Annotated in this window: 17 protein-coding genes; 3 read left to right on the top strand and 14 right to left on the bottom strand. The window is 68.1% G+C overall.

The window, feature by feature from the left end; genetic code table 11:
* The first annotated feature begins 106 nt into the window (after window positions 1-106).
* The gene (locus ABQE89_RS09865; RefSeq protein ID WP_448416132.1) at window positions 107-1,015 is read left to right on the top strand and encodes an MBL fold metallo-hydrolase; all 909 of its coding nucleotides are present in this window, start codon (window positions 107-109) and stop codon (window positions 1,013-1,015) included.
* 39 nt (window positions 1,016-1,054) lie between these two features.
* Here the strand turns inward: ABQE89_RS09865 and ABQE89_RS09860 are convergent, their stop codons facing one another.
* The 12 genes from ABQE89_RS09860 to glf all read right to left on the bottom strand — a co-directional run bounded on the left by ABQE89_RS09860 (window position 1,055) and on the right by glf (window position 20,850).
* Complete coding sequence (locus ABQE89_RS09860; RefSeq protein ID WP_448416174.1) at window positions 1,055-2,617, bottom strand: acyl-CoA carboxylase subunit beta; 1,563 nt, start codon at window positions 2,615-2,617, stop codon at window positions 1,055-1,057.
* An 8-nt stretch (window positions 2,618-2,625) separates the two neighbouring features.
* Window positions 2,626-8,019 (bottom strand): polyketide synthase Pks13, encoded by a 5,394-nt coding sequence (gene pks13 / locus ABQE89_RS09855; RefSeq protein WP_448416131.1) that lies wholly within the window; start codon window positions 8,017-8,019, stop codon window positions 2,626-2,628.
* A gap of 17 nt (window positions 8,020-8,036) precedes the next feature.
* Window positions 8,037-9,929 carry a long-chain-fatty-acid--AMP ligase FadD32 gene (fadD32, locus tag ABQE89_RS09850; protein WP_448416130.1) on the bottom strand — a complete coding sequence of 631 codons (1,893 nt, stop codon included), beginning with the start codon at window positions 9,927-9,929 and terminating at the stop codon, window positions 8,037-8,039.
* Between the two features lie 201 nt (window positions 9,930-10,130).
* Window positions 10,131-11,135, bottom strand: coding sequence for a carboxylesterase Culp6 (gene culp6, locus ABQE89_RS09845; RefSeq protein ID WP_448416129.1), 1,005 nt, complete (start codon window positions 11,133-11,135; stop codon window positions 10,131-10,133).
* A gap of 44 nt (window positions 11,136-11,179) precedes the next feature.
* Window positions 11,180-11,644 (bottom strand): DUF732 domain-containing protein, encoded by a 465-nt coding sequence (locus ABQE89_RS09840; protein WP_448416173.1) that lies wholly within the window; start codon window positions 11,642-11,644, stop codon window positions 11,180-11,182.
* Window positions 11,645-11,747: 103 nt separating this feature from the next.
* Window positions 11,748-12,626: an alpha/beta hydrolase-fold protein gene (locus ABQE89_RS09835; protein ID WP_448416172.1), complete on the bottom strand. Its 879-nt coding sequence runs from the start codon at window positions 12,624-12,626 to the stop codon at window positions 11,748-11,750.
* Between the two features lie 184 nt (window positions 12,627-12,810).
* Window positions 12,811-13,866, bottom strand: a complete 1,056-nt coding sequence (locus ABQE89_RS09830) for an esterase family protein (protein ID WP_448416128.1) — start codon at window positions 13,864-13,866, stop codon at window positions 12,811-12,813.
* A gap of 246 nt (window positions 13,867-14,112) precedes the next feature.
* A complete protein-coding gene (gene zomB, locus ABQE89_RS09825; protein ID WP_448416127.1) occupies window positions 14,113-16,194 on the bottom strand; it encodes a terminal beta-(1->2)-arabinofuranosyltransferase in 2,082 nt (693 codons plus the stop codon).
* A gap of 4 nt (window positions 16,195-16,198) precedes the next feature.
* The gene (locus ABQE89_RS09820; RefSeq protein WP_448416126.1) at window positions 16,199-17,119 is read right to left on the bottom strand and encodes a decaprenyl-phosphate phosphoribosyltransferase; all 921 of its coding nucleotides are present in this window, start codon (window positions 17,117-17,119) and stop codon (window positions 16,199-16,201) included.
* Window positions 17,120-17,157: 38 nt separating this feature from the next.
* Window positions 17,158-17,721 (bottom strand): phosphatase PAP2 family protein, encoded by a 564-nt coding sequence (locus tag ABQE89_RS09815; RefSeq protein ID WP_448416125.1) that lies wholly within the window; start codon window positions 17,719-17,721, stop codon window positions 17,158-17,160.
* Entirely contained in the window at window positions 17,714-19,648 is a 1,935-nt protein-coding gene (locus ABQE89_RS09810) for a glycosyltransferase (RefSeq protein WP_448416124.1), read from the bottom strand. The genes ABQE89_RS09815 and ABQE89_RS09810 overlap by 8 nt, the downstream gene beginning before the upstream one ends.
* The gene (gene glf / locus ABQE89_RS09805) at window positions 19,645-20,850 is read right to left on the bottom strand and encodes a UDP-galactopyranose mutase (RefSeq protein WP_448416123.1); all 1,206 of its coding nucleotides are present in this window, start codon (window positions 20,848-20,850) and stop codon (window positions 19,645-19,647) included. The genes ABQE89_RS09810 and glf overlap by 4 nt, the downstream gene beginning before the upstream one ends.
* Before the next feature lie 259 nt (window positions 20,851-21,109).
* Between glf and ABQE89_RS09800 the strand changes: the two genes are divergently transcribed.
* Together ABQE89_RS09800 and ABQE89_RS09795 are read left to right on the top strand one after the other, a co-directional pair.
* On the top strand, window positions 21,110-22,024 hold the full coding sequence (locus ABQE89_RS09800) for a hypothetical protein (RefSeq protein WP_448416122.1): 915 nt from the start codon (window positions 21,110-21,112) through the stop codon (window positions 22,022-22,024).
* A 147-nt stretch (window positions 22,025-22,171) separates the two neighbouring features.
* Window positions 22,172-23,782: an N-acetylmuramoyl-L-alanine amidase gene (locus ABQE89_RS09795; protein WP_448416121.1), complete on the top strand. Its 1,611-nt coding sequence runs from the start codon at window positions 22,172-22,174 to the stop codon at window positions 23,780-23,782.
* Window positions 23,783-23,809: 27 nt separating this feature from the next.
* On the opposite strand, the gene ABQE89_RS09790 is transcribed toward ABQE89_RS09795, so the two are convergent.
* Together ABQE89_RS09790 and ABQE89_RS09785 are read right to left on the bottom strand one after the other, a co-directional pair.
* Window positions 23,810-24,631, bottom strand: a complete 822-nt coding sequence (locus ABQE89_RS09790) for an HAD family hydrolase (protein WP_448416120.1) — start codon at window positions 24,629-24,631, stop codon at window positions 23,810-23,812.
* Window positions 24,631-25,389, bottom strand: coding sequence for a lysophospholipid acyltransferase family protein (locus ABQE89_RS09785; RefSeq protein ID WP_448416119.1), 759 nt, complete (start codon window positions 25,387-25,389; stop codon window positions 24,631-24,633). Before ABQE89_RS09785 ends, ABQE89_RS09790 begins: the two co-directional genes overlap by 1 nt.

Here is a 25,389-nt window from a genome sequence, read left to right as displayed (position 1 = left end):
TTCCCCTCCCTTTGGCGCGAGCGTGCGTGTTTGAGGGCGACACGCCGGTCAGCCAACCGAGTTTGCGCACCCTCGTCGATGCGTCGGGGTCGCTTAGTCTGAACCGGTGGACCGGATCCGGCTCGGCAACGCGACACTGACCCGCGTCGTCGAGATGCAGGTCGACAACCTGCCGACGGGGATACTTCCGCGCACACCCGCCGCGGCCTGGCGCGAGAACACCGACGAGTTCTCGCCGACGTTCTGGACCGAGGCGGGTTGGCGTGTCGCGATGCAGATCTGGGTGATCGAGGTCGACGGGCTGACCGTTCTGGTCGACACCGGCGCCGGTAACGACAAGACGCGTCCGCGGATGGCCGTATTACATCAACTCCAAACCGGCTTTCTGACCACTCTTCGCGACGCCGGTTTCGATCCCGACACCGTCGACGTGGTCGTCAACACCCATCTGCACTTCGATCACGTCGGCTGGAACACCAAGCGCGACGGTGACTGTTGGGTGCCGACGTTCCCGAACGCGCGTTACCTGATGCCCGAGGCGGACTACCGTCACTTCGCGCCGGACGGACCGGTGCAGGCGTCGACCCCGCACACCGAAGAGCAACAGTCGAACCAGGACCATGTCCGAACGGTGTTCGCCGACAGCGTGTCTCCCGTCGATGACCAGGTCGAGTTGTGGTCGGGCGACCACCAGGTCAGCGACGGACTGTGGCTGCGTCCGGCACCGGGGCACACACCCGGGTCGTCGGTGGTGTGGCTGGACGCGGGCAAGCCGGCGGTGTTCGTCGGCGATCTGACCCACTGCCCCATCCAGATTGCCCGGCCCGACGATCCGTGCGCCTGGGACGAGGATTTCGATGCGGCGGCGGTGTCGCGTAAACGGGTGCTCACCGAGGCGTCGCGGCGGCGGGCCGCGGTGATCCCCGCCCACTATCCCGGACCGGGCGGCGCGACGGTGGTCGCCCGCGGGGATGCCTTCATGGTCGACGACTGGCTGGACTTCCCGTCGATCTGACGGTCTACGCCGCCACCATCGCGGGTGTGACCCGAGAGCTTAGATGGGCGTCAGGCCGTGTTTGCGTTGCACGCGGTCGATCTGCTTGTCACGCAACAGCCTCAGCGATTTGCGCAGCAGCAGCCGCGTCTCGTGGGGCTGGATGACCGCGTCGATGAACCCGCGCTCGGCGGCGATCCACGGCGTGGCCATGTTGAGGTTGTAGCCCTCGATGAACTGGCGCTTGACCTCTTGGGCCTCAGGCGCATTGGGGTCGGGGAACCGCTTCATCAGCAGCTGCGCGGCCCCCTCGGCACCGATCACCGCGATGCGCGCGGTCGGCCAGGCGTAGTTCAGGTCGGCCGACAATTGCTTGGATCCCATCACCGCGTACGCACCGCCGTAGGACTTGCGGATGGTGATCGTCACCTTCGGCACGTCGGCCTCGACGACGGCATTGAGGAACCGGCCGCCGCGTTTGATGATGCCGCCCTTCTCCTGTTCGACACCGGGCATGAAGCCCGGGGTATCGACGACGAAAACCAGTGGCAGGTTGTAGGAGTCGCAGAACCGGATGAACCGCGCGGCCTTGTCGGAGGCCTCGTTGTCGATCGCCCCGGACAGCACCATCGGCTGGTTGGCGATCACCCCGACGGGGCGGCCGTCGACCCGGGCGAACGCGGTGATGATCGCCGGGCCCTGCTGCTCGGCGACCTCGAAGACGTCGCCGTCGTCGAAGATGCGCAGCAGGATCTCCTGCATGTCGTAGGCCATGTTGTCGGAGTCCGGCACGATCGAGTCGAGTTCGTAGTCGTGCGGAGTGAGTTCGGACTCCAGGCCAGGGTTGACAATCGGCGGATCGTCGAAGGTGTTGGGAGGCAGGAAGCTCAGGTAGTCGCGGACGTACTGGAACGCCGCGGCCTCGTCTTCGACCACCTGATGGATGTTGCCGTAGCGGGCCTGGGCGTCGGCGCCGCCGAGTTCGTCGAGCGACACATCCTCACCCGTGACGTCCTTGATGACGTCCGGGCCGGTGACGAACATGTAGCCCTGATCGCGCACGGCCACGATCAGGTCGGTCTGGATCGGTGAATACACCGCTCCGCCAGCGCATTTACCGAGAATGATGGAAATCTCCGGAACCAGTCCGCGCAACAATTCGTGCCGACGGCCGAGTTCGGCGTACCACGCCAGCGAGGTGACCGCGTCCTGGATGCGCGCCCCCGCGGAGTCGTTGATGCCGATGATCGGGCAGCCGACCATCGCCACCCACTCCATCAGCTTGGCGACCTTGCGACCGAACATCTCGCCGACCGAACCCTGGAAGACGGTCTGGTCGTGGCTGAACACCCCGACCGGCCTGCCGTTGATCCTGCCGTGTCCGGTGACCACACCGTCGCCGAACAGCGCGTTGGGGTCGCCCGGGGTCTTGCACAGCGCGCCGATCTCCAGAAAGCTACCCGGGTCCAGCAACGCGTGGATCCGCTCACGGGCGCTGGGAATGCCCTTCTTCGCCCGCTTGGCGATCGCCTTCTCACCGCCGGGTTCCTTCGCCTGCTCCAGCTTTTCGCGGAGCTCGGCCAGCAGCTCGGCGGTGGTCCTCGGGCGCGGGGCGGACGACATCTCGGTGGTCACTTCGCCTGCGGCTCCTCACCCTCGATCCGGTTGAGCGCTTCACTCATGTGTGCTCCCACCTTCGCAATGTACGGCTCGTCGATCGCCTGGATGTGCTCACCCCCGATGTGCACGACCTCCAGTTCGGAGACGAACTCGCCCCAGCCCCCGTCGGGCTTGCGGGTGGCGTAGCGCGGCTCGAAGTAGATCGCGTCGTCGTGGTAGCGGTCGGCCATGTAGAGCGTGACCTTGCCGTCGTACGGCTGGATCTCGGCGGTGTCGATGGCCCGCTGATCCAGATACGACGTGCGTTGGTGCTCGATGATGCCGCCGGGGATCTGCACGCCGCTGGCCGCTACGGCATCCAGCACAAACCTCACCTGCCCCTCGTCGTCGAGTTCCTCCAGCTGCTCGTAGGGGATCTCGGGCACCTCCACGTTGAACGTGCGCTCGGCGAACCGGGCGTAGCGGTCCCACCGGGCGCGGGTCTCCTCCTTGGTCTGCGGAATCTCCTCGCCGGGGCGCACCGCGTCGATGAGGCCGACGAACCGCACGTCGGCGCCCGCCTTCTTCAACCCGATCGCGCACGCGTAGGCGAGCACGCCACCGAGAGACCAGCCGGCCAGCACGAACGGGCCGTTGCCCTGGATCTCCATCAGCTTCGGCACGTACTCGCGGGCCCGCTCCTCGATGGAACCCTCCACGCGCTCGATGCCGTACATCGGGGTGTCCGGCGGCAGCCGTTTGAGCAGCGGCTCGTAGACCACCGTCGACCCGCCCGCGGCGTGGAACACGAACACCGGCACCTTGGCCGCACCCGCCGGGCCTTCCGGCCTGGCCCGGATCACCCGCACGAAGCCGTCGACCTTGCCGGCTTCCAGGTGCTGACGCACCGTCTCGCCGAGTTCCTCGATGGTCTTCGCCGACTTGACCTCGTCGGCGGTGATGGTGCCCTCGGCGCGTTCGGACAGCCGTTCGGCGATCGTGGCGGCGGTCGCGTCGTCGACGGCGGGCAACTCGTTGAAGATGCCGCCCGGCGACTTACCGGTGACGATCGCCCACGTCGCGAACGTCACACGCTCGGAGGCGTCGCGGGGTGGGACGTCGGCGCCCAGCGCCTCGGTGACCGCCTCCTGGCTGAGCACCTGGGCGGCGATGCCTGCCGCCGACTTCGGGTCGGCGGGGGTGGGACCAGACGGGTCGGTCGGCGGCGGGGGAACCGCCATGTCCGGCGCCGCCGGCGGGATGTCGGCGGCGGTGGCGGTACCCGCGCTGGTCAGATCCGGTGCGGCGGCGGTCTTCTCGGCCAGCACCTGCTCGAGTTCGGCGGCCGTCGACGCGCCGCCCATCAACTCGGCCTGCTCGGCGGCGATCTCCTCGGCCGTCTTGGTCTTCTGGTGCTCAGCGAGTTGGTCCACCTCGTCGCGGTGCTCGATCGCGTACTGGATCAACTTCTCGACGGCGTACAGGTTGGCGTCGCGCACCGCGGTGAGCTGGATCGGCGGCAGGTCGAAGTCGTACTCGACGCGGTTCTTGATCCGCACCGCCATCAGCGAGTCGAGCCCGAGCTCGATGAGCGGAACCTCCCACGGCAGGTCCTCGGGCTCGTAACCCATTGCGCCACCGACGATCGCGGCCAGCCGATCGTGCACCGTCTCACCCGAGTCCGGTGACCACTTGGCGAAGCCGGCGGCCAGCCCGGCGCCGGCCGCCAGGTTGTCCTGCAGGATCTCCGCCTCGGCGTCGTCCTCGACGGGCGCCGGACCCGTCGAGACCTGCTCGGCCACCGTCGCGGCACCGACGGCCGTCGGCAACGCCGCGGCGGCACCGTCGCGGGCCACCAACGCGTCGTAGACCAGCGTGAAGGATTCCTCGATGCGGGCGTGCACCTGAACGCTGGCGCCGCCCGGGTGCCGCGTCAGCGTGGTCACCAGCCGGGCGCCCTCGCCGGGTACCGCGCGCTGTTCGGAAGCCATCAACTTGGCGCCGGGAAGAACCTGCGCGGCAGCGGCTTTCACCAGCGCAGCGAGGTCGGGTTGTCCCTTGGGCGCGAACTCCCAGACGTGCCTGCCGTCGGGCATCGCGACGTGGTTGCCGGGCATCATCATCGAGCTGTCCCCGGTGAACCTGGCATCCAGCCAGTGCGGCTTACGCCGGAACCGAGTCGGCGGAATGTCGGCGAACTCTCCCTTGCCGAACAGCGTGCGGAAGTCCAGATCGTGGCCGTGCACGTAGAGCTGCGCCATCGCGACGGTCATCGAGTCGACCTCGTCCTGCTTGCGCGCCAGCGTCGCGATCAACTGCGCGTCGTGCAGGCCCGCGGCGGCCGTCGTCAGGCCCACCTGCATCAGCGCCACCGGATTGGGCGCCAGTTCGAGGAACGTGGTGTGACCGTTGTCGACGGCGTTGCGGATGCCGTGGGTGAAGTAGACGCTGTGTCGCAGCCCCTTCTTCCAGTAGTCCACGTCGTGGATCGTCTCGCCGGGTCGGATGTAGCGACCCTCGTGAACGGTCGAAAAGTAGCCGATGGTCAGCGGTTTGGCCTCGATGCCCTGCAGTTCGGCGGCCAGTTCGCCCAGCAGCGGATCCATCTGCGAGGTGTGGCTGGCGCCCTTGGTCTGGAACTTGCGGGCGAACTTGCCCTCCGATTCGGCCCTGGCGATGATCGCGTCGACCTGCTCGGGCGGGCCGCCGATGACGGTCTGGGTCGGGGCGGCGTAGACGCACACCTCGAGATCGGTGAAGTCGGCGAACACCGTCTCGATCTCCTCGGGGGAGTACTCCACCAGAGCCATCAACCGGATCCACTCGCCGAACAGCATGGCCTCGCCCTCACCCATCAAATGCGAGCGAGAGCAGATGGTGCGGGTGGCGTCGGCCAGCGACAGCCCGCCGGCGAAGTACGCCGCCGCGGCCTCCCCGAGGGATTGCCCCACCACCGCAGCGGGTTTCGCACCGTGGTGCTTGAGCAACTCGCCGAGGGCGATCTGGATCGCGAAGATCGTGATCTGCGTGGTCTCGATGCCGTAGTCCTGCGCGTCGTCGAGAATCAACTCGACGATCGAGTAGCCGCGCTCGTCCTGCACCAGCGAATCAACTTTGTTGATCCACTCGGCGAAGACCTCGTTGCGCAGGTACAGGCTCTTGGCCATCTTGCGGTGCTGCGCACCGAAACCGGCCAGCACCCACACCGGCCCGTTGGTGACCGGGCCGTCGGCGCTGAACACATTCGGGTTCTGCTTACCCTCGGCGACCGCGCGCAGGCCCTTGATCGCCTCGTCGTGGTCATGGGCGAGCACCACCGCGCGGGAACGGCCGTGGTTGCGTCGCGACAGCGCGCGACCGATCGACTCCAGCGACGACGCGCGCCCCTCCGGGCTGTCGATCCAGTCGGCCAGTTCGGCGGCGGTCGCCTTCTTGCGTGACGTCAGGAACCCCGAAACCGCCAGCGGTACAACAGGGGCCGATTGCTCGGAGGCCTCCAGCTCTTCGCGGGCCACCTCCAGCAGCCGCAGCGCCTCGTCGGTGAGACCCGGCAGTTCCGGCTCCTCGTCGAGCGCCGCCGCGGGCCGATCCAGCCCGTCGTCATCGTCAGCGTCCTCATCGAGGAACTCGCCGTACTCGTCCATCCGCACCCCGCCGACATAGACGGCGTTGGCCTCCGACGGACCCGCCTGCTGCGGTTCGGGTTCGGGCTGCGGTTCTGGCTCGACGAGGTCGGACGGCAGCACCTCACGCAGCACGAGATGGGCGTTGGCGCCGCCGAAGCCGAACCCGGACACGCCGGCGATCGCATGTCCGCTGTAGCGGGGCCAGTCGGTGACGGTGTCGGCGACCTTCAGGTGCACACCGTCGAAGTCGATGTACGGGTTGGGGCCGGAGTAGTTGATCGACGGCGGGATCTTGTCGTTCTTGAGCGCCAGCGCCATCTTGGCCAGGCTGGCCGCGCCGGCGGCCGACTCCAGGTGTCCCACATTGGATTTCACCGCACCCAGCAGCGCGGGCCGGTCGGGCGACCTGCCTCTGCCGACGACCCGTCCCAGCGCGTCGGCCTCGATCGGGTCGCCCAGGATGGTGCCGGTGCCGTGCGCCTCGATGTAGTCGACATCGCGCGGGTTGATGCCGGCGTCCTTGTAGGCCTTGCGCAGCACCTCGGCCTGCGCATCCGGGTTCGGCGCCAGCAGACCGTTGGACCGGCCGTCGTGGTTGACCGCACTGCCCGCGATGACCGCGATGATCTCGTCGCCGTCACGGCGCGCGTCGGCCACCCGCTTGAGCACCAGCACCCCGCCGCCCTCGGAGCGGGCGTAGCCGTCGGCGTCGGCGGAGAACGACTTGATCCGGCCGTCCGGGGCCAGCACCCCGCCGACCTCGTCGAAGCCGACCGTCACCAGGGGCGTGATCAACGCGTTCACACCACCGACGATCGCCACGTCGGCCTCGCCCGCCCGCAGCGCCTGCACACCCTGATGGGCGGCGACCAGCGACGACGAGCACGCGGTGTCGATGGCCACCGACGGCCCGCGGAAGTCGAAGAAATAGGACACCCGGTTGGCGATGATCGAACTGGCGGTGCCGGTGATCGCGTAGGGGTGGGCGATCGACGGGTCGGACATCGCCAAGAAGCTGTAGTCGTTCAGCGAGCTGCCGAGGTAGACCCCGACGTTGCCGCCCCGCAGGCTCGACGCCGGGATGCGCGCGTGTTCCAAAGCCTCCCAGGTCAATTCGAGCGCCATCCGCTGCTGCGGGTCGAGGTTGTCGGCCTCCATCTTCGACAGCGCGAAGAACTCGGCGTCGAAGCCCTTGATGTCGGACAGGTAGCCGCCGCGGGTGCGGGCCTTGTCGACGCGCTCGGCGATGCGTGGCTCGCCCAGGAACTCCTCCCAGCGCCCCTCCGGCAGGTCGGTGATCGCGTCGAAGCCCTCGAGAAGGGCCTGCCACGTCTGCTCGGGGGTGTTCAGGTCGCCCGGGAAGCGGGTGGCGATGCCCACGATCGCGATGTCCCTAGGCGCCGAGTCGTCGCGGCTCCAAATCTCGTCCTCGTCGGCGTGCTCGAGTTCCGGCTCGCCCTCGATGATCACCGTCGCCAGCGATTCGATGGTCGGATGGCGGAACGCCACCGTGGCCGTCAGCGTCACGCCGGTGAGGTCCTCGATGTCGCTGGCCATCGCCACCGCATCACGCGAGGACAGGCCCAGTTCGACCATCGGTGTGGAATCGTTGATGGCGGCCGGTGATTGGCCGGTGGCCTCGGCGATCCAGTTGCGCAGCCACTCACGCATCTCGGCGACCGTCATGTCGTTGCCGGCCCTGGCCGCGGCACCGGAAGCCGGGGTGGGGGGCTCCTGGCCCTGGGCGAGGGGGAACTCCGGGGTCTGGGGCTCGGGCGGATTGTCCTGTGTGTCAGCCATATTCCAGTCGATTGCTGTCAGTCAGTCTCGTCGGGGAACGCGTTTGCGACCTTCCCGCTCCGCAGACTGCCGTCGAGGTAGGCCGCGCGGCAGGCGCGCCTGCCGATCTTGCCGCTGGAGGTGCGCGGGATCGCGCCCGCCGGGGTCAGCAGTACGTCACGCACGGTCACACCGTGCCGCACCGCGATCGCGGCCCGGATGTCGTCGACGATCGGGCCCATGTCGAGCTTGTGGGCGCCCGGCGCCCGCTCGCCGACGATCACCAACTGCTCGGAGGTGTCGCCCGCATCGCGCTTGAGCCCCGAGTGGGCGTCGGCGAACACCTCGTCGGGCAGCTGGTTGGCGGGCACCGAGAACGCGGCGACGAACCCGGTGCGCAGCGCCTTGGTGGCCTCCTGCGCCGAGTACTCGAGGTCCTGCGGGTAGTGGTTTCGGCCGTCGATGATCACCAGATCCTTTGTGCGCCCGGTGATGTAGAGCTCACCGTCGTGGTAGGCACCCAGGTCGCCGGTGCGCACCCAGGTGGCGTCGTCGGGCGCGCCTTCGGCGTGTGACGGGTTGGTGCGGGATTTGAGGATGTTCTGGAAGGTGGCGATCGTCTGCTCGGGCTTACCCCAATAACCGGTGCCCATGTTCTGGCCGCTGATCCAGATCTCGCCGATCTGGCCGTCGGGAAGCTCGGTGGCCGTTTCGTTGTCGACGATCACCGCCCACTCCGCAACCCCGACCTTGCCCGCGCCGGCCTGCGCGACCGCCTTCGGTGAATCCTCGGGCACCTCGACGAACCGATGGTTGTTCAGTTCGTCGCGGTCGACGTAGACGATCCGGGGCTCGGCGTCCATCGGGGTGGTGGACACGAACAGCGTCGCCTCGGCCAAACCGTAGGACGGCTTGATCGCCTGCGGTTTGAAGCCATAGGGGCCGAATGCCTCGTTGAACCTGCGCACGGTGGCCGCCGAGATCGGCTCGCTGCCGTTGAGGATGCACTTGATGTTGGAGAGATCCAGCGGCGGTTCGCCGTCTTTGGGCACCCCGCGCGCGGCGGCGTGGTCGAAGGCGAAGTTCGGGGCGACCGAGATGACGCCGCCGTCGTCGTCGCCCTCCTTGCGCGCCATCTCGCGGATCCAGCGGCCGGGCCTGCGGACGAACGCGGCCGGGGTCATGAACGAGATGTAGTGCCCGATCACCGTCGGCAGCAGCACCGTGATCAGGCCCATGTCATGGAAGAACGGCAGCCAGGACACGCCCCGGTCGCCTTCCTCACCGTCGAGCGCCTCGATCACCTGCACCACGTTGGTGGCCAGGTTCAGATGGGTGATCTGCACACCCGTCGGGATGCGGGTCGAACCCGACGTGTACTGCAGGTAGGCGATGGTGTCGTGCTGCACGTCGACGGGCGCCCAGGTGGCGCCGACCTCGTCGGGCACCGCGTCGACGGCGATGACGCGGGGGCGGTCCTTGGCGGGCCGGGTGCGGAAGAACTTGCGCACCCCCTCGGCGGCGTCGGTGGTGGTCAGGATCGCCGACGGCCGGCAGTCGTCGAGCACGGCGTGCAGACGGCCGACGTGGCCGGGTTCGTTCGGGTCGAACAGCGGCACGGCGATGCGCCCGGAGTACAGCGTGCCGAAGAACGCGACCAGGTATTCCAGGTTCTGCGGGCACAGGATCGCGACGCGGTCGCCGGGTTCGGTGACCTGCTGCAGGCGGGCGCCCACGGCCCGGTTACGCGTGCTGAAATCGGCCCAGCGCAGGTCGCGTTCGACGCCGTCACGCTCGGTCGAGAAGTCAATGAAGCGGTAGGCGAGCTTGTCTCCACGCACCTTGGCCCATCGTTCGACGTGCTTGACCAGGCTGCCGTTGTCCGGGAACTTGATCAGTCCGTCCTTGATGAACGGGTTATGGAACCCCATCTCATACTCCTGTCAGACCCACACGCATCAGCGCAAGTCTTTGAATTCGTGACCACGAGAGGTCGCGATCCGTGTCCGGCGCGAAACCCCAAACCCCAAGATCGTACCGGGGTGGGGTACCACGGCCTTCGGTTGCCGCTCTTAGTTTTCTCTTAATGTTAGGTGACCGCCAGGCGCGGGCCAAATCGGTCCGGTCACGGGTCAGCCATGTTTTGGACGCGGGGCGTTATCGATCACCTGCCGTGCCCAATTCAGTGTCCACTGCGTGGCCGACTGGCCGTCCAGATTCCAGAATTGCGGCGTGGCGTACATGGCGTGGATCGGTTGGCCGGCCCCGCCACTGAGCACCTCGAGCGTCTTGGGCAACTGGGTGATGTTGAACGCCGACTCGGGCGCCGAACAGATCAGGTCGCCGGTCGCGCAGATCTCGAAGACCCGATTGTTGAGCATTCCGAAGCCACCGGGGCGCGGGCCGGTCATGTCCAGACCGAACGAGTCGAGCAGCGGAACCTCGTCCAGCGTGATCTCGGCGCCCTGCCCCGCGGGAACGGGCCCGACGTCCTGGCCCACCCCGGCCTGCCGGCGGCCGTCGGCGATCAACGCCACACCGAGCACCAGATCCTCCTCGACCGGTCCGCGGCCGTTGCCGATGTCGCTGGCGACGTCGCCTGCGATCACCGCGCCCTGCGAGAAGCCGATCAGCACGTAGCTGGTCAGCGGGCAGCGGTTGTTCATGTCCGTCATCGCCCGCACGGTCGCCGCGAACCCCTCGGCGCGACTCTGGTTGTAGGGCATCTGCTTGTCGCCGGCCGCCAGTGGGTTCTGGAACTGCGCGGTGTAGGGGACGGTGTACACCTCCAGCCGGCTGTTCTCCACCTGCTGGCTCAGCGGGTTGGTGACGTTGAGCAGCAGCGCGATCGGGAACTGGGTCGGGTTGAACGGATCGAGTTGCGGCGACGACTCCCAGGTGCCGGGCACCGACACCAACTGGACGTCCGGGCAGCTCGCGTCCTGGAACTCCGGGCGCGGCTTCTTCGGGGGTATCGCGCCGGGTGCGGCGCTCGGCGGCTCGCCGCCCGGCGGCGTGTCGGGCATCCGCGGCCACAGCATCACGAACGCCAGGACCAACACCACAACGAGCGCCACCGCCGCGGCCGCGGTGAGCGCGAGAATGCGGTGGCGATTCCGCCGATTGTTAGTTGCCATGCTTCCTTCCGGGCTCCTGGCTCAAGAGGGGTCCGCCGGGTGAATCAACAGAGTTGTGTGGTCGCGATCCGAATGTAGTCGGCGGTGGCGGCGTCGACGTCCGCGGCCGACGGGCCCGCCGCGCTGAGGCTGAGACTGTCGAAATCACTGCGCACGTGCGGCCGCACCGAATCCCACACCGCCTGTTCGTCCTTCTTGGCGACGCGCGCGTGACACACGTAGGAGCCGATCGACAGCGCCCGCAGATCGCTGGAGGGTTTCACCCCGGCGGAGCTCAACGCGTCCAGGTAGGCGCGCTGCCGGTCGGTGAGCAGGAGCGCATTGGAATGCCCGTCGGCGTGCAGCGGCCCCGGCGGGGCCGCCCCGGACTGACCGTGCGCGGGCGCGGTCTCCGAGGTCGGCATGCCCATGGTCGCCATCATGTCGTCGGTCGAGCACCCGGTCAGCGAGACCGGCAGCGCCGCGAGAAGAAGCGCCGTCAACCAGCCCGATGCCGACCAACCCGACATCGGGGCCGCACCGGCCACCAGCCGAACCGCGCGTTGCACGCCTCCAAGGTACCGGCGCACCGGCTCGACAACCCGCGGCCTGGTTAGCTGAGCGCGCGGTCGGCTATTTGAGCGTGGCCGCCAGTTCGCCCTTCATCGCGCCCAACTGCGCGCTCCAGCTGCCCCAGTCGTGGTTGCCGCTGGTCGGGAAGTCGAAGTGGCCGTTGTGGCCGCCGACCGAGCGATAGTGCTGGTAGAACTCGCGGTTGGTGCCCTGCGCGATGTCGCAGTAGCCGATCATCGCGGCGGGATCGGTGCAGCCGCCGGCGGGCCCGCTCCAGACCCACAGCCGGGTGTTGTTGTCGGAGAGCAACTGCACGTGCGCGTTCGGGGAGTGCCACTTCCACCGACCCAGCTGTGGCATACCCCACATGTTGCGGGTGTCGACGCCGCCGTATTGCTGCAGTCCGGCGGTGATGGCGCCGTCGACCCCGGTGCGTTCCGGCGTCAGAAAGCCCGACAGCGAGCCCGCGAAGCGGTAGCGGTTGGGGTGGAACGTCGCCATCGCCATGGCGCCGTAGCCGCCCTGTGCGGCGCCGACGATGCCGTGCCCGCCGGGCGCTAGACCCTTGTTGGCGGCCAGCCAGTTGGGCAGCTCGTCAGCGAGGAAGGTCTCCCACTGCTTGCTGCCGTCCTGCTCCCAGTTGGTGTACATGCTCCACGCCCCACCGGCGGGTGCGACCACCGAGACGCCCGTGCCCGCCAGGGTGTCCATGGCGTTACCCGCCGTCACCCAGTTGCTCACGTCGGGTGCGGCGTTGAAGGCGTCGAGCAGGACGACGGCGTACGGGCCACCGGCCTGGAACGCCACCGGAATGTCGCGGCCCATCGCCGCCGACGGCACCATCAACGTCTCGACCTGGGCCGCGGCGGTCGGCGCCGTCACGGTCCACAGTCCGGCGGACAACACCACGGTCAGGATCGCCCGGAACAATCCACGCATCAACAACTGCCCCACCTCACGCTCGTCGGCTGGCCCCCGCGCGAGGTAGTCAATCACATGGGGCAAGGGAATAGGAGCAGAAGGCCCGCGTCAGCGGCAAAAGGGCGGTCCGCGAACGCCGGAAACGGGCGACGGCGGCGACCCCGAAGGATCGCCGCCGCCGACCGGACTGACTGCTGCGGGCTTAGTTGCCGCCCTCTGTCTGAGCCGAGGCCTCCGTGGCAATGGGAGTCGTCGGCTGCGGGGTGGCGCCCAGCACCCGCTGGATGTCGGGCTTCATCTGCTGCAGCTGCTGACCCCAGTAGCCCCAGCTGTGCGTGCCGCTCTGCGGGAAGTTGAACACGCCGTTCTTACCGCCCGCGGCCAGGTACTGCTCCTGGAACGTCTCGTTGGTGCGCAGCGTGAACCCCTCGAGGAACTTCGCGTTGAAGTTGTCGCCCTCGACCTGGCCGTTGATCTCGGCCGGCTTGCCGTTACCGCAGAACACCCAGATCCGGGTGCCGTTGGCGACCAGCCGGTCCATGTTGACCATCGGGTCGTTGCGCTTCCATGCCGGGTCGCTCGACGGACCCCACATGTCCTCGGACTCGTAACCGCCGGCGTCACCCATCGACATGCCGACCAGCATCGGCCACCAGCCCTCGGAGAGGTTCAGGAAGCCGGAAAGCGAAGCCGCGTACTGGAACTGCTGCGGGTAGTAGATCGCCAGCGTCAGCGCCGCCGAACCGGCCATCGACAGGCCCACCGCCGCGTTGCGGTTCGGGTTCACCCCGTGGTTGGCCGCCAGGTAGGCGGGCAGTTCCTGGGTCAGGAACGTCTCCCACTTGTAGGTGGAGCAGCCGTTGTCACCGCAGGCCGGCTTGTACCAGTCGGCGTAGAAGCTGGACTGGCCACCGACCGGCATGATCACGGCCAGCCCGGAGTCCAGGTACCACTCGAACGCGGCGGTCTCGATGTCCCAGCCGTTGAAGTCGTCGCGGGCGCGCAGCCCGTCGAGCAGGTAGACGCCCGGCGCGTCGGGACCACCGTTTTGGAACTGGACCTTGATATCACGTCCCATCCCCGCGGACGGCACCATCAAATACTCGACCGGAAGCCCCGGTCGAGAGAAGGCCTCCGCAGTCGCCGAGCCTCCGGCGGCGCTGACGAGGCCGGGCAGCACGGCCGCCGCTAGGGCCGCAACCGTGAGCCGGCGCGGCAGAGTTCTCGCCGCACGCCGGATCTTGCCAACCAACTTCATGCTTGATCTATCCCATCTGTTGTATGCCGCACGCGGAAGTTGCCCCTCAGACCGTGCCGCGTTGCCCGTGCAGTCAACCACACCGCGGTCCGATCCTTCTATTTCACGTGTATCGTGCCTGGTCGCTCCTTTTCGGGTCGGGGTCACGATCAGGTCTGGTCCGACGGCGCCCAGGGGCCGGCGATTACCTTGTGCCATCTGTCGCGCTATCTATCTCCGCAGCGGCCGCCGGCGTTACACGCCGTACTACGGCCCGGTGGCGGGCATGCCGGTGTACGGCGGTTCGGCGGGTTCGACGGGTTCTGGCACCGCCAGACCGCAGCGGATCAGCTCGTAGAGCGGCACCCGATCGATCCGGTACTGCGTGAACTGGTACGCATGCACAAGATTCGACAGGAACCGGCGCGGCCCCATCGGGCCCCGCACCGAGGTGAGCATCGCGTCGGTCGCCGGGCATTCCAGGGCCGCTTCGGCCTGCTTCACCCAGTCGGGGCTGATGTAACCCGGGATGAACTGCGGCTCCTTGAGGAACGGGCCCTCGGCGATCGCCCAGTCCGGGAAGAGGTTCTTGTCGTGGCCGATGCGGCCGTCCTCCAGGCGTTCGGTGTGTGCGGCAAGCGGATTGGCGAGTCCGATCTGGTCGATGACCCGCACATCCAGCCCGACATTCATTCCCAGCATGCCCAGATTGGTGAAAAAGACTGTGTGCGGCCCGCTTTGGCGCTCGTCCCCGGCCGGCGCATCCGGTGGCGGGGGTATCGCGGGCACCACGTCCCACTGGTCGTAGTTGCCCGCGGGCAACAGCAGCGCGCCGTCCGGGGTGTTGTTGATCGCGTCCAGAACCGCGCGCATGCGCGGATAGTCCAGATAGTCCGCGGCGGTCAGCGGATGCGCATGACCGGTGGCCTGCGAGTAGAACCGCCGCTCGTCGACGATTCCGGAGTAGGTCACCTTGGTGGCGTCGGCCCCCATGCCCGGGGAGTTGGCCGCCCACAGCGCCCAACCGGCCACCGCCAACCACAACACCGAGGTGGCCCCGACGAACAGGTATCCCGCGCCGCGGGCCATCCGGGTGCCGTCGGGCAGCACCAACGGGACCACCGCGATCGGCATCAGCACGCAGAACAGCGGCGTCAGCAGCACCCTGCCGTGCATGAAGTCGCCACCCGTGCGAATCCAGTACAGCCCCTGCAGAAGCCCGCTGACGATCATGAAAATCACGACAGCCGAAGGGCTTTGCACCATCCGCACCAGCCATCCGCGGCCCGACTCGCCGCGCTGTCGCGTCCACGAGGGGCGCCCGCGGGCGATCATCACCACCACCGCGAGTCCGGTCAGCAGGATGGCGGGCGCCCACAACAGGTAGGGCTGGTTGAAGTTGGCCAGATAGGCGAAGCCCTGCGACCACTTGGACCCCGACGCCTCCTTGGCCAACGCGGTGCCGGGAAACAGCAGACCGTAGTAGCCCATTCGGAAGATCTGGTACCCCACCGGCAGCAGTCCGCCGGCCAGCACGATCAGCCAGCGCCGGCGCCGACCCCGCGCCGCGACCAACATCATGATCAACGCCACGCCGCCGATCAACGCCAACTCGGGACGCACCAGCACGCTCAGGCCCGCGACGAACGCCAGCGCGGCGGTGAACCCGGCGCTGACGGTTTCGGGCCGCTCCGGTGGTGCGGAGGCCAACCCGAGCGGATGCCGACGGATGGTCGGCGGTGCGCCACGGGCCGCCGGTGCCGCCGGACGGCCACGGTTGGTCTGCGACCAGCACACCATCATCCACCACAACAGGCCCAGATAGGCCAGCACCAAACCGTTTTCCAGTCCGGAGGTGGCGAAGTCACGGGCGGGCGGCACCGCGATGTAGACCAGCGCACCGGCGGGCAGCATCAGCGCGCGACGGCCCTGCAGGCTCGGCGCGTAGAGCCGCGCGGTCCCCAGCATCGCGAACACCACGCCGAGGATGCTGAGCACGAACGCGAGGAACAACGCGATGTACTCCAACCGCATCGGCGCGCCGACAAGGCTGGCCACATAGACCAGGTAGGTCCACACGGTCGACGTGTTGGCCTCCACCCGCTCGCCGGCGTTGAAGACAGGACCGTTGCCCGCCAACATGTTCCGGATGGTGCGCAGCACGATCAGGCCGTCGTCGGCGATCCAGCGCCGCTCCCACGCGCCCCAGCCGAACAGCACCGCGACCACCAACACGCTGGCCCACAGGCTCAGCCGCACGGTGGCGTCGTAGGGGAATGCGGGCATCCGGGCCACCCGACGTCCGACGTCGTCGACCCAGGTTCCCGCGCCGGCGTCCGCCGGGCTCATCTTGTCAACCGAGGAAGACGGCGGCACCGATGGTCCCGATCCACGCCAATGCCAGCAACTGCAGCACCCGGTCCTTCAAGGCGATCTCCTCCGGCTCACCGGCCAACCCACCGTCGACGTCGACGGCGTAGCGCAGGATGGCGATGGTGAACGGGATCATCGACACCACAAACCATGAGGTGCCGCCCATATCGTCGCGTTCGAAGGCCCACAGGCCGTAGCACAACACCAGCGACGTCGCCGACAGCGTCCACACGAAACGCAGGTAGGAACTGGTGTAACTCTCCAGCGACTTGCGGATCTTGGCGCCGGTACGCTCCGCGAGTTGAAGCTCGGCGTAGCGCTTGCCCGCCGCCATGAACAGTGACCCGAACGCCATCATCAGCAGGAACCACTGCGACAGTGGCACATCCGCGGCGACGCCACCGGCGATGGCCCGAATCAGGAACCCCGAGGACACGATGCAGATGTCGATGACGGGCTGGTGTTTGAGACCGAAGCAGTAGGCCAGTTGGATCGCGATGTAAATCGCCATCACCAGCGCCAGATTGGGGCTGACCAGCCACGCGATCACCAGCGATGCGGCGCCGAGCAGCACAGCGACGCCGTAGGCCAGCCATTCGGGAACCACCCCCGCGGCGATCGGCCGGAACCGTTTGGTCGGATGCGCGCGGTCGGCCTCGACGTCGCGGGCGTCGTTGACCAGGTAGACCGACGAGGCCGCCAGGCTGAACACCACGAACGCCAGCAGCACCTTGACCAGCACTTCGCGATAGTCATAGGCATAGCGGGCGTCACCGAGTGCGGCCACCGGAGCGGCGAACACCAGGACGTTCTTCACCCACTGCCGTGGCCGGATGGCCTTGACCAACCCGGTCGCCAGGTTGCGCGGCGGGCCCTTGTCCGGTGCCTGTTGGTCGCTCATCTGTCGCGCGCTTTCTGCACTGCTCTCACTCGAGACACTCATCGGCTGCTGCTCTCCCCCTGGGAGGTCCGATCGGCGACCACGCTGACCGCCTTGGCGACGGTCGCCCCGACGGCCACGCCGGTGAGCACATCGCTGGGATAGTGCACGCCGAGCACCAACCGCGACAGGGCCATCGGCGGCACCAGCACCACCGGTAACGGTAGCCCGGTGACCCTGGCCAGCAGTACCGCCGCCGCGGTGGTCGACGTCGCGTGCGCCGAGGGGAAGCTCAGCCTGCTCGGGGTGCCGACGTTGACCGTGATCGCCGGGTGGTGCGGACGCTCGCGTCGGATCACCCGCTTGATCAGCACGGCGGCGGCGTGGGCGCAGAACGCACCCACACCGACCGCGAGCCAGTCGTTGCGCCGGCGCGGCGCCAGCACCGCGCCGGCGGCCGAGATCGCCAGCCACCCGATGCTGTGCTCACCGAAGTGCGACAGCGCCCGGGCGCCGGTGAGCACACCGGGCCGGTCCGCAAGCGCCGACTGCACGGCGACCAGCGCGGCCTCCTCGCCCCGCAACGGGTCCGCGGCGCGCTCACCGCGGGCGGTGTCAGTCATTGGGCGATGCCTCTAGCAGCACCGTCTCCCACTTCTGCTTGCTGGTGAGCACCGGCAGTGCGTCGCGGTACACCTTGCGCATGCGGTTGAAGTTTCGAGCCAGCTTGACGTGTTGACGCATCGAACTGCGCAGCAGCGCAAACATTTTCGCGCGGTCGCGCTGGCGGAAGACCACGCCGCGGCCATCGGCGGTGGTGACCGTCACACCGTCGTAGCGGCACAGCAGGAACCACCGGGCATCCTGCGTCGCGACGTTGATCTGCGGGCGGTGATGGTGCGCGGGGTCGTGCTGCTTGAGTTGGTTCACCACGCCGCGGGCGAGGTTCAACGAGATCGCGAGCGGACCGGTCGGGATCTTGACCCTGTTGTGCCGGCGGTCCGACGGCGCCGGAAGCGCGGTCGCTCCGGGCAGCACCACCGCGTCGGGGTAGTTCTTGCGCATCCGGTGCACCTCGGGCAGCGCGGACTCCAGGATGGAGAAGATGTGCTCCGGTCCGGCCAGGAAATCCTCCATCGCCCTGATCTGAATCGCGACGGTCGAATATTCCAGGCACAGTAGGTGTTTCAGCGTCGCCTTGATCGAGGACGCCAACAGTCCGCGGACGTTGCCGTCCCAGTGCATGGCGGCGACCACCAATCGGTTGCGCAGGTGGAAGTAGGCCTGCCAGTCGATCGCGTCGTCCTTGTCGCTCCACGCCATGTGCCAGATCGCCGCGCCGGGCAACGTGACGGTGCCGTATCCGTGCTCGGCGGCCCGCAGCCCGTAGTCGGCGTCGTCCCACTTGATGAACAACGGCAGCGGCTGCCCGAGCTCCTCGGCCACCTGCCGCGGGATCATGCACATCCACCAGCCGTTGTAGTCGACGTCGACGCGGCGGTGCAGCAGCCTGCTGCGGTCCTGCTCCTCGTCGGCGAGCGAGAACTTCGCGAAGTTGTGGTCGTACTCGGTGTTGGGCGCGTTGGTCCACATGAAGTTGTCCCGGTTGACCACCTCACCCATCACGTGCAGGTGCGAAGGCTCCTGCAGGTTGAGCATCTGGCCGCCGACCAGCGTCGGCGACTTGGCGAACCGGTTCATCGCCAACGCGCGCAGCACCGAGTCTGGCTCGATGCGGATGTCGTCGTCCATGAACAGGATCTGTTCACAGTCGGTGTTCTTCAGCGCCTCGTACATCACCCGGCTGTAACCGCCGGAGCCGCCGAGGTTCGGCTGGTTGTGCACCGACAGCCGGTTGCCCAGTGCGGCGGCCGCCTCCGCGAAACCGGGATGGTCCCTGACTTTCTTGGTGCCCTGGTCGGAGACGATCACCGCGCCGATCACCTCGTCCACCAACGGATCCGACGTCAGCGCCGCCAGCGCGTTGACGCAGTCGGCGGGTCGGTTGAAGGTCGGGATGCCGACGGCGATGTTGGCCCGCCCCGGCGCGGGCCGCGGCGCATACCAGCCGGCGTTGTGCACCCTGACGTTGCTGTTGGTGGTGATGTCGAACCAGATCCAGCCGCCGTCCTCGAAGGGGGTCAGATCGATCTCGAATTCGACAGCGGCGGGTTCGGTCGAGTCTGCGCTGGCGATCGGCGCGCCGCCGACCGTGATGCGGGCGCCGGTGGCCTTGGAGCGGTACACGTCGACGCGGGCGCTGCCGGTCAACTCGACCCGCAACACGACCGATTCCAGCGACGACCAACGTCGCCAGTAGCTGGCCGGGAACGCGTTGAAGTAGGTGGCGAACGACACCTCCGACTCCGCGCCGATCTCTAGCGTGGTCCGGTCGGGCGCATGGGCGCGACGGGAGTTGGTGTCGGATTCCTCTATATAGAGCTTGCGGACATCAAGCGGTTCGCCTGGCCGCGGCATGATGATGCGCGCCAGAGGGCTGACCGCCCGCGATTCCGCGGTGTCGAGCGCGCCGGACGGGATGTCGCTCATGCGCTGTTGCTTTCTGTGCCGATGTCGGTCAATGGCCTGCCGTCACGAAGATGCGGAGCCAGGGTGTTGTCGTACATATTCAGTGCGCTGGCGATCGCCATGTGCATGTCGAGGTACTGGTAGGTGCCCAGTCGCCCGCCGAACAACACCTTCGCCGACGCCGTCTCGGCCTTGGCCTTGGCCCGGTAGGCGGCCAGCAACGCGCGGTCGGTTTCGGTGTTGATCGGATAATAGGGCTCGTCGTCGGCGTCGGCGAACCGCGAGTACTCCCGCATGATCACCGTCTTGTCCGTGGGGTAGGACCGTTCGGGGTGGAAGTGCCGGAATTCGTGGATGCGGGTGTAGGGCACGTCGAGGTCGTTGTAGTTCATCACCGAGGTGCCCTGGAAGTCACCGGTGTCGAGCACCTCGAGTTCGAAGTCCAGGGTGCGCCAGCCGAGCCGGCCCTCCGAGTAGTCGAAGTAGCGGTCCAGCGGTCCGGTATAAACAACCGGCGCATCGGGGCTCGCGGCGCGCAACCCGTCGGCCACCTCGAACCAGTCGGTGTCCAACCGCACCTCGATGCGGTCGTCGGCGGCCATGTTCTTCAACCACGCCGTGTAGCCGTCGACCGGCAGCCCCTCGTAGGTGTCGTTGAAATAGCGGTTGTCGAACGTGTAGCGCACCGGCAGCCGGGCGATGTTGGCCGCGGGCAGTTCCTTGGGATCGGTCTGCCACTGCTTGGCGGTGTAGCCCTTGACGAACGCCTCGTAGAGCGGGCGGCCGATCAACGAGATGGCCTTCTCCTCGAGGTTCTGCGCCTCTTCGGTCTTGATCTCGGCGGCCTGTTCGGCGATCAGCCTGCGCGCCTCGTCGGGGCTGAAGTAGCGGCCGAAGAACTGCGAGACCAGGCCCAGGCCCATGGGGAACTGGTAGGCCTGCCCGTTGTGCATCGCGAACACGCGGTGTTGATAACCGGTGAAGTCGGTGAACTGCCGCACGTAGTCCCAGACCCGCTGATTGGACGTGTGGAACAGGTGCGCACCGTATTTGTGCACCTCGATGCCGGTCTGCGGCTCGGCCTCGGAGTACGCGTTACCGCCGATGTGCGGGCGCCGCTCGACGACGAGGACACGCTTGTCCAACTGGGTGGCCACGCGCTCGGCAATCGTCAGGCCGAAGAATCCGGAACCGACGACAAAGAGGTCGAAACGAGCTGTCATCGGCAGCCAGGGTAACGGACCTTGACCGCTGCGCCCGAGTTGCCTGATGCGGGTCGCGGGACCGGATCGATCGGCCGGCGCGCGGGGCGGAACCCGTCAGGTCAAGATTGGCTCACGATTCCGCATCGTCACTTTAGACACAGTATTAACAGCAGTACCGTCAATCCCGTTGGCATCGATGGGCGCACGACCGGTCCGGACCGCTGACGAGTGACCACCGAGCACTACCACTTGTAGTCCATATATTGAGGAGACTTCCGTGCCGAACCGACGTCGCCGCAGGCTATCGACGGCCATGAGCGCAGTCGCTGCCCTGGCAGTCGCGAGTCCAGCCGCCGTAGTCGCCGTTTCCGACCTGTCCGCGAGCATCGACCCCGCTCCACAGAAGCGTGAGTTCGTACAGGCCGCGATGATCACCGACCTGCCCAACGAGTTGATGTCCGCGCTGTCGCAGGGGCTTTCGCAGTTCGGGATCAACCTGCCGCCGATGCCTACCGGCATCCTGACGGGGTCGGGGCCGACCGCCTCGCCCGGGCTGACCAGCCCGGGGCTGACCTCTCCGGGTCTCACGGCGCCGGGCTTGACCGCCCCCGGGCTCACCACGCCGGGCCTCACCACGCCGGGGCTGACCACGCCCGAGGTGGCGACGCCCGGTCTGGCCACACCGGGTGTCACCGCACCGGCGATCGACGCGCCGGGCGCCAACTTCGCACCGTCGGCGGCCGGTCTGCCCTCGCTGACCGACTCGGCGCTGACCAGCCCCGACCTGACCAACCCGGCGCTGACCAACCCGGCGCTGACCAGCCCCACCGGCGAGTTGCCCGGCCTGACCACACCGGGGCTGACCACCCCGGCGGCCGGTGTCGACTCCGCGTTGACGCCGATCTCCACCGGCAGCCTGCCCGCACCGAGCGAAGTTCCGATCTCGGCACCGATCGGATTGGACCCGGCCGCGGGCACCTACCCGATCCTGGGTGACCCGTCGCTGGCCACGATGCCCGCCGCGACCACCAGCGGCAGCGGCGGCATCATCGGCGAACTGTCGAGCATGGCCAACCAACTCGGCGCCGGCCAGGCCATCGACCTGCTCAAGGGCATGGTGATGCCCGCGATCATGTCGGCGGTCAAACCTCCGGCGGGTCCGCTGCCGGCACCGCCACCGCCGCCCGCCTAAGGGCCGAAGACCTGTGCAAAACGGCACCGCAGATGACGAGATGACTCTGCGGTGCCGTTGCACTGGGTCTGCGCATCATCGCAATTGATGCACCGCCGCACCGTGTCGAAACATCAGTAACAACTGACACATACGTAACATCGGTCCGTGCCGTACCGCCGTCCCGTACCGTCGATGATCTTCACCGCGCTCGCGGCGACGGTCGTGATGCTGCCGTGGGCCGTCGACGGACTGCCGGGTGATGAGGCGTCGGCGCCGGCACAGCAGGCGCCGCAGCTGGCCGAACAGGCGCTCAGCGGTCTCGGTGGCGGCGAGACGGTCCGCGAGATCCACCAGGACACGCCGTTCTCGATGGTGGCGCTGACCGCGCAGGACCTGACCGGCACGTCGGCCCGAGTGCGGGCAAAGAAATCCGACGGCTCGTGGGGGCCCTGGTACGTGGCCGAGGCCATGGAGGGCGTGGGCCCCGAGGGCGCCGAACTCCGCGGCACCGAACCGGTGTTCGTCGGACGCACCACCACCGTGCAGATCGCGGTCAGTAGACCCGCCGACGCGCCGCCGACCGGCCCGGGGCCGACCGGTGAACCAGCCGACCTGGGCTATGTGCCCGCCAACACCGAGCAGCCGTTCGCCCAGAATATCAACGCCGTGTTGATCAGCCCGCCCCAGGCGCCCGTCGACGCCCCGTTGCCGTCGGCGGTCACCCCGCCGGGCGTGCCGCCCCACATCATCGACCGCGCGGGCTGGGGCGCCGATGAATCGATGAGATGTGGTAATCCTCAGTACGACAAGGGAATTCGCGCCGGAATCGTCCATCACACGGCAGGGAGCAACGAATACGCCCCGGAGGACTCGGCCGGAATCGTCCGGTCGATCTACGAGTATCACACCCGCACGCTGGGCTGGTGCGACATTGCGTACAACGCGCTGGTGGACAAGTACGGGCAGGTCTTCGAGGGCCGCGCGGGCGGTATCACCAAGGCCGTGGAGGGCGCCCACACCGGCGGGTTCAACCATGACACCTGGGGCGTGGCGATGCTCGGCAACTTCGACATGGAGCCGCCGACGCCGATTCAGTTGCGCACCACCGCGCGACTGCTGGGCTGGCGGCTGGGCCTGGACCGGGTCGACCCGCGGGGCACCGTGGTGCTCAGTTCGGCGGGCGGTTCGTTCGCCAAGTTCCCACCCGGGGCCTCCCCGGCGTTGCCCGCGATCTTCACCCACCGCGACGTCGGCGTCACCGAATGCCCCGGCAACGCGGCCTATGCGTTGATGGACCACATCCGCGATATCGCGGCCCGGTTCAACGACCCGCCCGGCCCCGCCGACCTGGCCGAATCGCTGCGCGGTGGGGCCATCTTCGCGCGCTGGGAGGCGATGGGCGGGATGGCCGGCCCGCTCGGCGCGCCGACCTCACCGGAGGCCACCGGCGCGGGGCCGACCCGCTACGTCACCTTCGAACGGGGCGCGATCTACTGGTCGCCGTCCACCGGCGCCGAACCGGTCACCGGCGAGATCTACAAGGCGTGGGGCGCGCTGGGCTTCGAGCGCGGCGCGTTGGGCCTGCCGACCAGCGCCGAGATTCACGAACCGCTGTGGATCGTGCAGAACTTCGCGCACGGCACGCTGAACTTCGACCGCGAGAACGGCACGGTGACCCGCGTCATCGACGGCATCCCGGTGGAACTGCCCAGACCGGCGCCCGACGAGATCCCGATTCAGCTGGAGCGGTTCACCCCACCGATCAACCCCGCCTGAGCGCGGCCTGCGTCGGTGCGTTCGACATCAGGTCGGCGGCCACCAGCGTTCGAGAACACGTGCGACGCCGTCCTCGTTGTTGGTCGCGGTGATCTCGTCGGCGGCCGCCAGCGCCTCGGGATGGCCATGGGCCATCGCGACACCCAGCCCGGCCCACTTCAGCATCGACACATCGTTGGGCATGTCGCCGAAACTGACCACCTCCTCGGCGGTGATGCCCAGCGGTCGGGCCAGTTCGTCGATGCCGGTGGCCTTGCTGATGCCGCGCGGCATCACCTCGACCAGACCGTTGTCGGTGGAGTAGGTCAGGTCGGCGCGCTCACCGATGTGCTCGGCGAGCACGGCGACCAGGTCGGCACTTCGCGCGCCGGCCTTGCGCACCAGCAGCTTGATGGCCGGTGCGCTGAGCAGATCGTCGAACGAGACCTCGGTGTTGTCCGGGTTCAACCAGGCGTGCTCGTAGCCGGGTGAGCTGACGAACTGCGGGGTCGCGGCGTCGTGGGCACTGGCCCCCACCCGCTCGACGGCCAGCCCGGAGCCCGGGATCACCCGGGTGGCGATCTCGGCGAGTTCGGCGAGCAACTCCGTCGACAGGGTGCGCGCCGACACGATGCGGTCGGTCGCGGGGTCATAGAGCACCGAACCGTTGGCACACACCGCCATCGGCGCGAACCCGAGCGCGTCCACCACCGGCTGCACCCAGCGCGGCGGGCGGCCGGTGGCCAGCACGAACTCCACACCCGAGTCGACGGCCGCGGTCACCACCGCGCGGGTGCGGTCGGAGACCCTCTCGGCGTCGTCGATCAGCGTGCCGTCGACGTCGCTGGCGATCAGCGCTGGTGTGCCCATCAGCGGCTCTCGGCCTGCCGTTGCGCACGCCTGCGTGCCCGCTCGGCCAACTCAGCCTCGTCGAGCAACTTGGCCTCCTGTGGTGTGGGAGCGCTGCCGCCCAGCCGGCGCGGTACCCAGTAGGCGCCTTCGGGATGCGGGTAGTCCCGCTGCACCCGATCAAGCAGCTCGGTCATGGACGCGCGCAGTGTGGTGCCCAGCTCAGCCACGGTACCAACCGGCTCGATCTGCGCACCCACCGCGACGGTCACCGGAATCTTCCTGCGCCCCAAGGCCCGCGGATGGTCCTTCGTCCACAACCGCTGCGCACCCCACACGATCACCGGCACAATCGGCGCCCGGGCCTCCAGCGCCATCCGCACGGCGCCGGTCTTGAACTCCTTGAGCTCGAAGCTGCGGCTGATGGTGGCCTCCGGGTACACCCCGACGAGCTCGCCGTTGCGCAACTCCTCGACCGCCGCGGCGTAGGCGCCCGCGCCGGCCTGGCGGTCCACCGGGATGGTGCCGGTCTGCTTGATCAGCCAGCGGACCACCGGCACGTCCTGCATCTCGGCCTTGATCATGAAGCGCATCCGGCGCTTGCGGTAGTGCGCGGCCAGCGCCGCGGGCAGAAAATCGATGTAGCTGGTGTGGTTGATAGCCACCACCGCGCCGCCGGTCGCCGGGATGTTCTCCAAGCCGTGGAAGGTGATCCGGGTACCGGTGAGCTTGACCGCAACCTTCGTTGCGATCTCCAGCGTGCGGAAGACCGGCTCCAC

The organism is Mycolicibacterium sp. XJ1819, from assembly GCF_053483675.1.
The sequence above is the reverse complement of the archived record's forward strand: the minus strand, read 5'-3'. Positions and strand labels throughout refer to the sequence as shown.

Coding starts and splice junctions, on each gene's coding strand:
- ABQE89_RS09820 (WP_448416126.1), bottom strand. CDS start 17,119: ATGAGCGACCAACAGGCACCGGACAAGGGCCCGCCGCGCAACCTGGCG.
- ABQE89_RS09840 (WP_448416173.1), bottom strand. CDS start 11,644: ATGTCGGGTTGGTCGGCATCGGGCTGGTTGACGGCGCTTCTTCTCGCG.
- glf (WP_448416123.1), bottom strand. CDS start 20,850: ATGACAGCTCGTTTCGACCTCTTTGTCGTCGGTTCCGGATTCTTCGGC.
- ABQE89_RS09835 (WP_448416172.1), bottom strand. CDS start 12,626: ATGCGTGGATTGTTCCGGGCGATCCTGACCGTGGTGTTGTCCGCCGGA.
- ABQE89_RS09810 (WP_448416124.1), bottom strand. CDS start 19,648: ATGAGCGACATCCCGTCCGGCGCGCTCGACACCGCGGAATCGCGGGCG.
- ABQE89_RS09830 (WP_448416128.1), bottom strand. CDS start 13,866: ATGAAGTTGGTTGGCAAGATCCGGCGTGCGGCGAGAACTCTGCCGCGC.
- zomB (WP_448416127.1), bottom strand. CDS start 16,194: ATGAGCCCGGCGGACGCCGGCGCGGGAACCTGGGTCGACGACGTCGGA.
- pks13 (WP_448416131.1), bottom strand. CDS start 8,019: ATGGCTGACACACAGGACAATCCGCCCGAGCCCCAGACCCCGGAGTTC.
- ABQE89_RS09815 (WP_448416125.1), bottom strand. CDS start 17,721: ATGACTGACACCGCCCGCGGTGAGCGCGCCGCGGACCCGTTGCGGGGC.
- culp6 (WP_448416129.1), bottom strand. CDS start 11,135: ATGGCAACTAACAATCGGCGGAATCGCCACCGCATTCTCGCGCTCACC.
- fadD32 (WP_448416130.1), bottom strand. CDS start 9,929: ATGGGGTTCCATAACCCGTTCATCAAGGACGGACTGATCAAGTTCCCG.
- ABQE89_RS09790 (WP_448416120.1), bottom strand. CDS start 24,631: ATGGGCACACCAGCGCTGATCGCCAGCGACGTCGACGGCACGCTGATC.
- ABQE89_RS09860 (WP_448416174.1), bottom strand. CDS start 2,617: ATGTCGTCCGCCCCGCGCCCGAGGACCACCGCCGAGCTGCTGGCCGAG.